The sequence below is a fragment of the Flavobacterium sp. genome, assembly GCF_039916025.1.
Classification (GTDB): domain Bacteria; phylum Bacteroidota; class Bacteroidia; order Flavobacteriales; family Flavobacteriaceae; genus Flavobacterium.
The window spans coordinates 1-6,272 of the sequence record NZ_JBDSMB010000110.1 but is presented as its reverse complement, the minus strand read 5'-3'; the positions used below and the strand labels follow the sequence as shown (position 1 = coordinate 6,272).

The window sequence follows — 6,272 nt, the reverse complement described above, 5'->3', positions numbered from 1 at the left end:
GACGCTTTTTTTATAATTAACCTCTTAATTTATTGAGTTTCTTTTCGTTCTTATCAAGATCTTGCTGTAACTCTCCTATTTCGATTTGCTGTTTACTGATTTTGATGTTTTCTTTTTCTATTTCAATATCACTTAGCTTTCCTTTTCGTTTTTGCTTTTCTAATTTGGATGTCATTTTTTCAAGCTTGTCTTTTTCTTTTATAATCCTTTCTTTGGTTTTGATTACATCTTTTTCAGCATCAGCAATTCGGTCCTGTTCTCTTGCGAAACGATTCTGCTCTTTTTCTAATTTTCTCTGCTCTTTTTCAACTGCTTTGGCATTTGCTTCAGCCTGAGCTTTTATCTTTTCAGCTTCTTTTTGAGTATCTAATGTTTTTTTTTGAGTTTCTAACGTGGTTTTCTGAATTTCTAAAATTTGTTGTTCTGTAAGAGCTGAAGTTGCTTTTTCTACAATCGGAGTTTGAACTTCAATTTGTTTTAAAGCAACAGTGTCCGTTTGCGTTACAACAGTTTCTGTTTGTGCAATCGAAGGGACAATTTTCAGAATAAAAAGTAAAGTGATGAGTTTAAGTTTCATGATTTCTATGTTTTATGAATAGTAAATTTAGACAAACTATCGCTTATAAAATCATTTACCACTCGTTTACTTTATTAGCATCCATTTTTAGGAAGATAAAAAGCAAAATAGTAAAGCCCCAAAGTCCGGAACCACCATAAGAAAAGAATGGAAGCGGCACACCAATCGTCGGGAATATACCTGCTACCATAGCTATATTTACGAAAAAGTGAATAAACAATATTCCGGCGACACAATAGCCGTAGACCCGACTAAACTTAGTCTTCTGCCTTTCGGCCAAATAGATAATCCGCATTATCAAACAGAGGAAAAGACCAATTACAAAAAGGCAACCCAAAAATCCCCATTCTTCACCAACTGTTGTGAAAATATAATCGGTGTGTTGTTCTGGTACAAAACCACCTTTTGTTTGTGTTCCTTCAAGATAACCTTTACCAAACCAACCACCGGATCCTATAGCAATTTCAGATTGGTTGGTATTATAGCCAATACCTTTCATGTCGACTTCTTTCCCTAATAGAATATTAAATCTGTCTCTGTGATGTTGTTTAAAAACATTGACAAAAACATAATCTACCGAGAAAACAAAACCGCCAATCATTACAAATATAAGCGCGCTCAAAATCCAGTTTCTGTTTATGAATCGGCTTCTATAGTATATAAATAGGATTACAACTAAAGCGATTCCGGTTAGGATTAGGGGTTTTATTATTAAGGCTAATACAAATAAAACCAACGCTATAAAACCTGTCCAAACATACCAAGAAGGCAATCCTTCTCTGTATAAAACCAATATAAAAACACTATAAATTAAAGCGCTTCCGGGATCATGCGGAACAATTAATAAAATCGGCAGGAAAAGAATCCCCAGAACCTGTATTTGCCTGTTTAAGTCTTTTAAATGGACTTGAACATCACTTAAATATTTGGCTAAAGCCAGAGCTGTTGCAGCTTTTACAAACTCGGATGGTTGTAAACCAAACGAACCAAACGAGTACCAATTGGCCTGACCTTTAATGGTTTTCCCAAAAACAAATAAACCTGCTAGCGAGAGCAATCCAATAACATAAATAACACTGGAAAATTTTTCATAAAACTTCCCGTCAACGGACAACACAACAAATATTAGCGGGATTGTAAGTAAGATAAACATAAATTGTTTACCATAGATTTGGGTGAAATCAAAAATCGAAGTTTCCTGTTCAATCGAAGATAATGAAGACGAATAGATATTCAGCCAACCCATTATCACTAAGATTAAATAGATGACTATGCTTATCCAGTCCAGATTATTCGTTACACTTTGATTTTTCATCTTTTTTAGAAATTAATTTTCCGGAGTATCATCTACTTTAACTTCTGGTTTTACAACGGCTGGTTTAACGGCTAGGGGCTTTACCGGACCGTCAATTTTTGCTTTAATCAAAGTGTCTACAATTGGATTTGCATAATATTTATTGTATTCACCCTGAAGGCTTCCTTCCAGCATTCGTTTTTCTAAATCGGTTCTTGTAATTTTTCTTTTGATATATTTTTCAATCATCAAACTCGTGATTGGTCCGGCCCAACGTGCTCCCCAATATCCATTTTCAACAAAAACTGCAATGGCAATTTTTGGATTATCCTTAGGCGCAAAGGCCACAAAAATAGAGTGATCCTGAAGTTTTACCCTTTTACCATTAATCTTTGCAAAGTTTTCTGCTGTACCTGTTTTTCCACAAATATCAATTCCTTCAACATTTAAACCGTGTGCCGTACCCAAATTATAAACATCAAATAATCCGCTAATCATAGGTTCGAAATATTTTTTGTTTATAGTAGTCACATGTTTTGTTGTGAATTTTTTATCAATTTTGCTGCCTTTGATTTTTTTGATGATATGAGGCGTATAATAATAACCGCGATTGGCAACCGTCGCAATCATATTTGCCAACTGAATCGGAGTCATTAAAACTTCTCCCTGGCCAATAGCATTAGAAACTATTGTCTTACTTGACCAACCCCAACCAGGATACATTTTTTTATAGGTTTTTGATGTAGGTAAATTTCCTTTTTTTCCCGTTGGTAAATCATAGCCCATAAACTGCCCTAAACCAAAACTTTTCAAGTGATTACTCCAAACATCAACACCTTTTGGCGGATTGTTGTACTTGTCAATAGTTTTCATATAAGAGCTGGAAAAGAACGTATTACAGGATTCGTAAATTCCTCTGTGAAATTGCATTGCACCACCATGGCAGTGACATTTCATAAAACGACCAGGCGCATAACTGAATCCATGATGACAGACGAAAGACGTGCTTTCATCAATTGCACCTTCCTGCAAAGCCACTAGTCCGGTTAAAATTTTAAATGGTGAACCAGGTGTGTATTCTGCCAATAATCCTCTATCATACAATGGTTTTGCAATAGAGTCTTTATATAAAGTTGTGTAATTTTTAGAGCGTTGTCTCCCAACCAGAATTGCTGGATCATAAGACGGAGCAGTTACCAAAGCTAGAATTTCACCAGTACTTGGTTCAATTGCTACAATTCCACCACGTTTGTTGACCATTAATTCCTCTCCATATTTTTGAAGTTCGGCATCGATACTCAAATTAATATCGCTTCCCTGAACGGCAATTGTATCAAACCTACCTTCTTTATAAGAACCTATTTCCCGATTGTATTTATCCTTCTGAATGTATTTTACACCTTTTACACCACGCAAAAAATCTTCATAACTCTCTTCAACACCTTGTCTTCCGATTAAATCACCACTATTGTAGTACTTGTTTTTTTCAATGATTTTGTCATTCACTTGAGTGATAAATCCAAAGACATTCGCGCCGAAAGCTACCTGATAATCTCTTAAAGCACGTTTTTGAATATAAAATCCAATAAATTTTCTTTGAATTTCCTGAAAAGCAGCATACTCTTTTTTATTTAGCTGCGATAGAAAAACAGAAGGAAGCCTTGGGCTGTAAACAGTCGCTTTTGCTATCTTTTTATCATAATCTTCTTTGGTGATTTTCAATAAAGAACAAAATTCATCTACGTCAATATCTTTAACCTCTCTCGGGATAACCATGATATCATAAGAAGGCTGATTGGCAACTAAAAGCTTGCCATATCTATCATAAATATAACCGCGCTCTGGATAATCATACGCTATTTTAATAGCATTATTATCCGATTTCAATTTCAGTGTGTCATCAATTACCTGTAAATAAAAAAGCCGTAAAACAAGTAAAATGGTACAGACGAAAATAATTGTGGGTAACAAAACCTTTCTCATCGCTTACTTGGCTTAATTATATAGATAATAATAATAGAAATTATAATCGTGAATATTGTGCTTCCGACGGTTCGTTTTAAAATCTCCCAAATTGAAGTAACATCAAATACTTCTAAAACAAATAAGACACAATGATGAAGTACAACGGCAATAAGTATGAATGAAAACCGTTCCGGAGTTAAAACGTCATTGAGTCTCACGGTTTGATACTCGTAACTCAAACCAAAGGAAAATTTAAAAATTGCGGGCCTGTAATAAGCAAGGACTACACAAGCAGCTGCATGAACTCCACCAGAATTCCATAACATATCCATTAGTAATCCTAACAAAAAACTAGCTACTAACAAACCGCTTTTGTTCCCGTTTACTGGATAAAGAATTATAAAAAGCACATAAGGAAACGGATTGATAAACCCAAAAAGATCAATTCTGTTGAATATCAAAATCTGTGCTGCAAACAACAAAATAAAACGAGCAATATTTCCTAATAAGGCACTATTCATTTTTCTTGCTTTGATTTTCTAAATTGATAATTTCATCGGAATCTTTATTTTTAATGACATAAACATGACCTAGATTGGTCATGTCATTAAACAATTTAATATCCAAGGTGTAGTAATTGGTTTCGTTGTCAATATATACTTTGTCAATAGTTCCAATGCCAATGTTTTCTGGGAAAACCGTAGATTCAGCTCCGGTAACGATAGTGTCACCCTTGCGAACACCTGCCAATCTTGGCACATCCGTCAACTGAGCAAAGCCGGTGCTTTTTCCATTCCAACTTAAAGTACCAAAATGATTGGACTTTTTGATTTTAGCGTTAATCTTGATATTGACATTCAATAGACTTATGATGGTTGCGAAATTTTTAGAGGTATTGTCAACAATTCCAACAATTCCGGCGCTGTTGATTACACCCATATTTGGTTTAATTCCGGAAACAGAACCTTTGTTAATTGTAATAAAGTTTTCCTGAATGCTGTAGGTGTTGTGAATTACTTTGGCAACTGTGATAACTGTTTTATTCGCACCTTTAGTGGTGTCAATTTCGGGTAATTTAGTAGTGTCTTTTTGATTGAACAATATCGATTTTAAACGGGCATTTTCTTTGGCCAATTCTTCATTTTGATCTCTTAAGCCAAAATACTCATCAACGTTATTTACCTTCTCATAGATGCCGCCAGTAAAGAAATTAGCGGAACTTATGATTTTACTTTTATGATAAGAATGCGACTGAATTGTCAATAAAAAAGATGTTACCAAAAGCAGCAAAAACAGTAAGCGATTACTGTTTTTAAGTACAAAATTAAATATTTGCTGCATCTTTTTTTAGTGTTCAGTGTTCAGTATTCAGTGTTCAGTATTGTCACAACAAACACTATTTTATAAGTATGCTTCTGAATTTAGGAATATTTTTAAGTGCCATTCCGGTTCCACGGACAACAGCTCTTAATGGATCTTCTGCAATGTATACCGGTAAATCTGTTTTTTGAGAAATACGTTTGTCTAGTCCTCTTAACATCGAACCACCACCGGCAAGATAAATACCTGTGTTGTAAATATCCGCTGCTAATTCTGGTGGCGTTTGCGATAAAGTTTCCATTATGGCATCTTCAATACGTTGTATGGATTTATCCAATGCTTTTGAGATTTCTCTATACGATACTTCAACCTGTTTTGGTTTACCAGTCAACAAATCTCTTCCTTGAACTGACATATCATCTGGTGGTGTTTCTAAATCGTCCGTAGCCGCACCAATAGTAATTTTGATTTTTTCTGCAGTGCTTTCACCCACAAATAAATTGTGTTGAGTTCTCATGTAGTAAACGATATCATTTGTGAAAACATCACCCGCAATCTTAACGGATTTATCACAAACAATTCCGCCCAAAGCGATAACTGCAATTTCTGTAGTTCCTCCACCAATATCAACAATCATGTTTCCTTTTGGCTGCATAATATCGATGCCAATACCAATTGCCGCAGCCATTGGTTCGTGAATAAGATAAACTTCTTTTCCGTTTACACGTTCGCAACTTTCTTTTACTGCACGCATTTCCACTTCGGTAATTCCCGATGGAATACAAACAACCATTCTAAGTGCCGGAGTAAACATTTTTTTCTTTAACGCCGGAATGCTTTTGATGAACATGCTGATCATTTTTTCAGACGCATCAAAATCGGCTATAACCCCATCTTTCAATGGACGTATGGTTTTTATATTCTCATGTGTTTTACCTTGCATCATGTTGGCTTCTTTACCAACGGCAATAATTTTTCCCGATATTCGATCTCTGGCAACAATTGACGGGCTATCAATTACAACTTTGTCGTTGTGTATTATCAGAGTGTTTGCGGTACCAAGGTCAATTGCAATATCCTCGGTCATGAAATCAAAAAATCCCATAGATTTTAGTA

6 protein-coding genes are annotated in these 6,272 nt (G+C 35.1%); all 6 read right to left on the bottom strand.

Translation table 11 applies throughout. The annotated features are described in order from the left end of the window. Nucleotides 1-16 precede the first annotated feature (16 nt). Genes ABIQ27_RS07750 through ABIQ27_RS07725 form a run of 6 tightly spaced genes read right to left on the bottom strand, consistent with a single transcriptional unit; the run spans nucleotide 17 to nucleotide 6,261 of the window. The gene (locus ABIQ27_RS07750) at nucleotides 17-577 is read right to left on the bottom strand and encodes a hypothetical protein (protein WP_348033263.1); all 561 of its coding nucleotides are present in this window, start codon (nucleotides 575-577) and stop codon (nucleotides 17-19) included. Nucleotides 578-632: 55 nt separating this feature from the next. Beyond that, nucleotides 633-1,892, bottom strand: coding sequence for a rod shape-determining protein RodA (rodA, locus tag ABIQ27_RS07745; protein ID WP_348033260.1), 1,260 nt, complete (start codon nucleotides 1,890-1,892; stop codon nucleotides 633-635). A gap of 12 nt (nucleotides 1,893-1,904) precedes the next feature. Then, a complete protein-coding gene (gene mrdA, locus ABIQ27_RS07740; RefSeq protein WP_348033258.1) occupies nucleotides 1,905-3,854 on the bottom strand; it encodes a penicillin-binding protein 2 in 1,950 nt (649 codons plus the stop codon). Continuing rightward, entirely contained in the window at nucleotides 3,851-4,357 is a 507-nt protein-coding gene (locus ABIQ27_RS07735; protein WP_348033256.1) for a rod shape-determining protein MreD, read from the bottom strand. The genes mrdA and ABIQ27_RS07735 overlap by 4 nt, the downstream gene beginning before the upstream one ends. Further along, nucleotides 4,350-5,177 (bottom strand): rod shape-determining protein MreC, encoded by an 828-nt coding sequence (mreC, locus tag ABIQ27_RS07730; protein ID WP_348033254.1) that lies wholly within the window; start codon nucleotides 5,175-5,177, stop codon nucleotides 4,350-4,352. The genes ABIQ27_RS07735 and mreC overlap by 8 nt, the downstream gene beginning before the upstream one ends. 55 nt (nucleotides 5,178-5,232) lie before the next feature. Further along, complete coding sequence (locus ABIQ27_RS07725) at nucleotides 5,233-6,261, bottom strand: rod shape-determining protein (RefSeq protein ID WP_236397682.1); 1,029 nt, start codon at nucleotides 6,259-6,261, stop codon at nucleotides 5,233-5,235. Between the last annotated feature and the right edge of the window lie 11 nt (nucleotides 6,262-6,272).

Coding starts and splice junctions, on each gene's coding strand:
- ABIQ27_RS07750 (WP_348033263.1), bottom strand. CDS start 577: ATGAAACTTAAACTCATCACTTTACTTTTTATTCTGAAAATTGTCCCT.
- rodA (WP_348033260.1), bottom strand. CDS start 1,892: ATGAAAAATCAAAGTGTAACGAATAATCTGGACTGGATAAGCATAGTC.
- mrdA (WP_348033258.1), bottom strand. CDS start 3,854: ATGAGAAAGGTTTTGTTACCCACAATTATTTTCGTCTGTACCATTTTA.
- ABIQ27_RS07735 (WP_348033256.1), bottom strand. CDS start 4,357: ATGAATAGTGCCTTATTAGGAAATATTGCTCGTTTTATTTTGTTGTTT.
- mreC (WP_348033254.1), bottom strand. CDS start 5,177: ATGCAGCAAATATTTAATTTTGTACTTAAAAACAGTAATCGCTTACTG.
- ABIQ27_RS07725 (WP_236397682.1), bottom strand. CDS start 6,261: ATGGGATTTTTTGATTTCATGACCGAGGATATTGCAATTGACCTTGGT.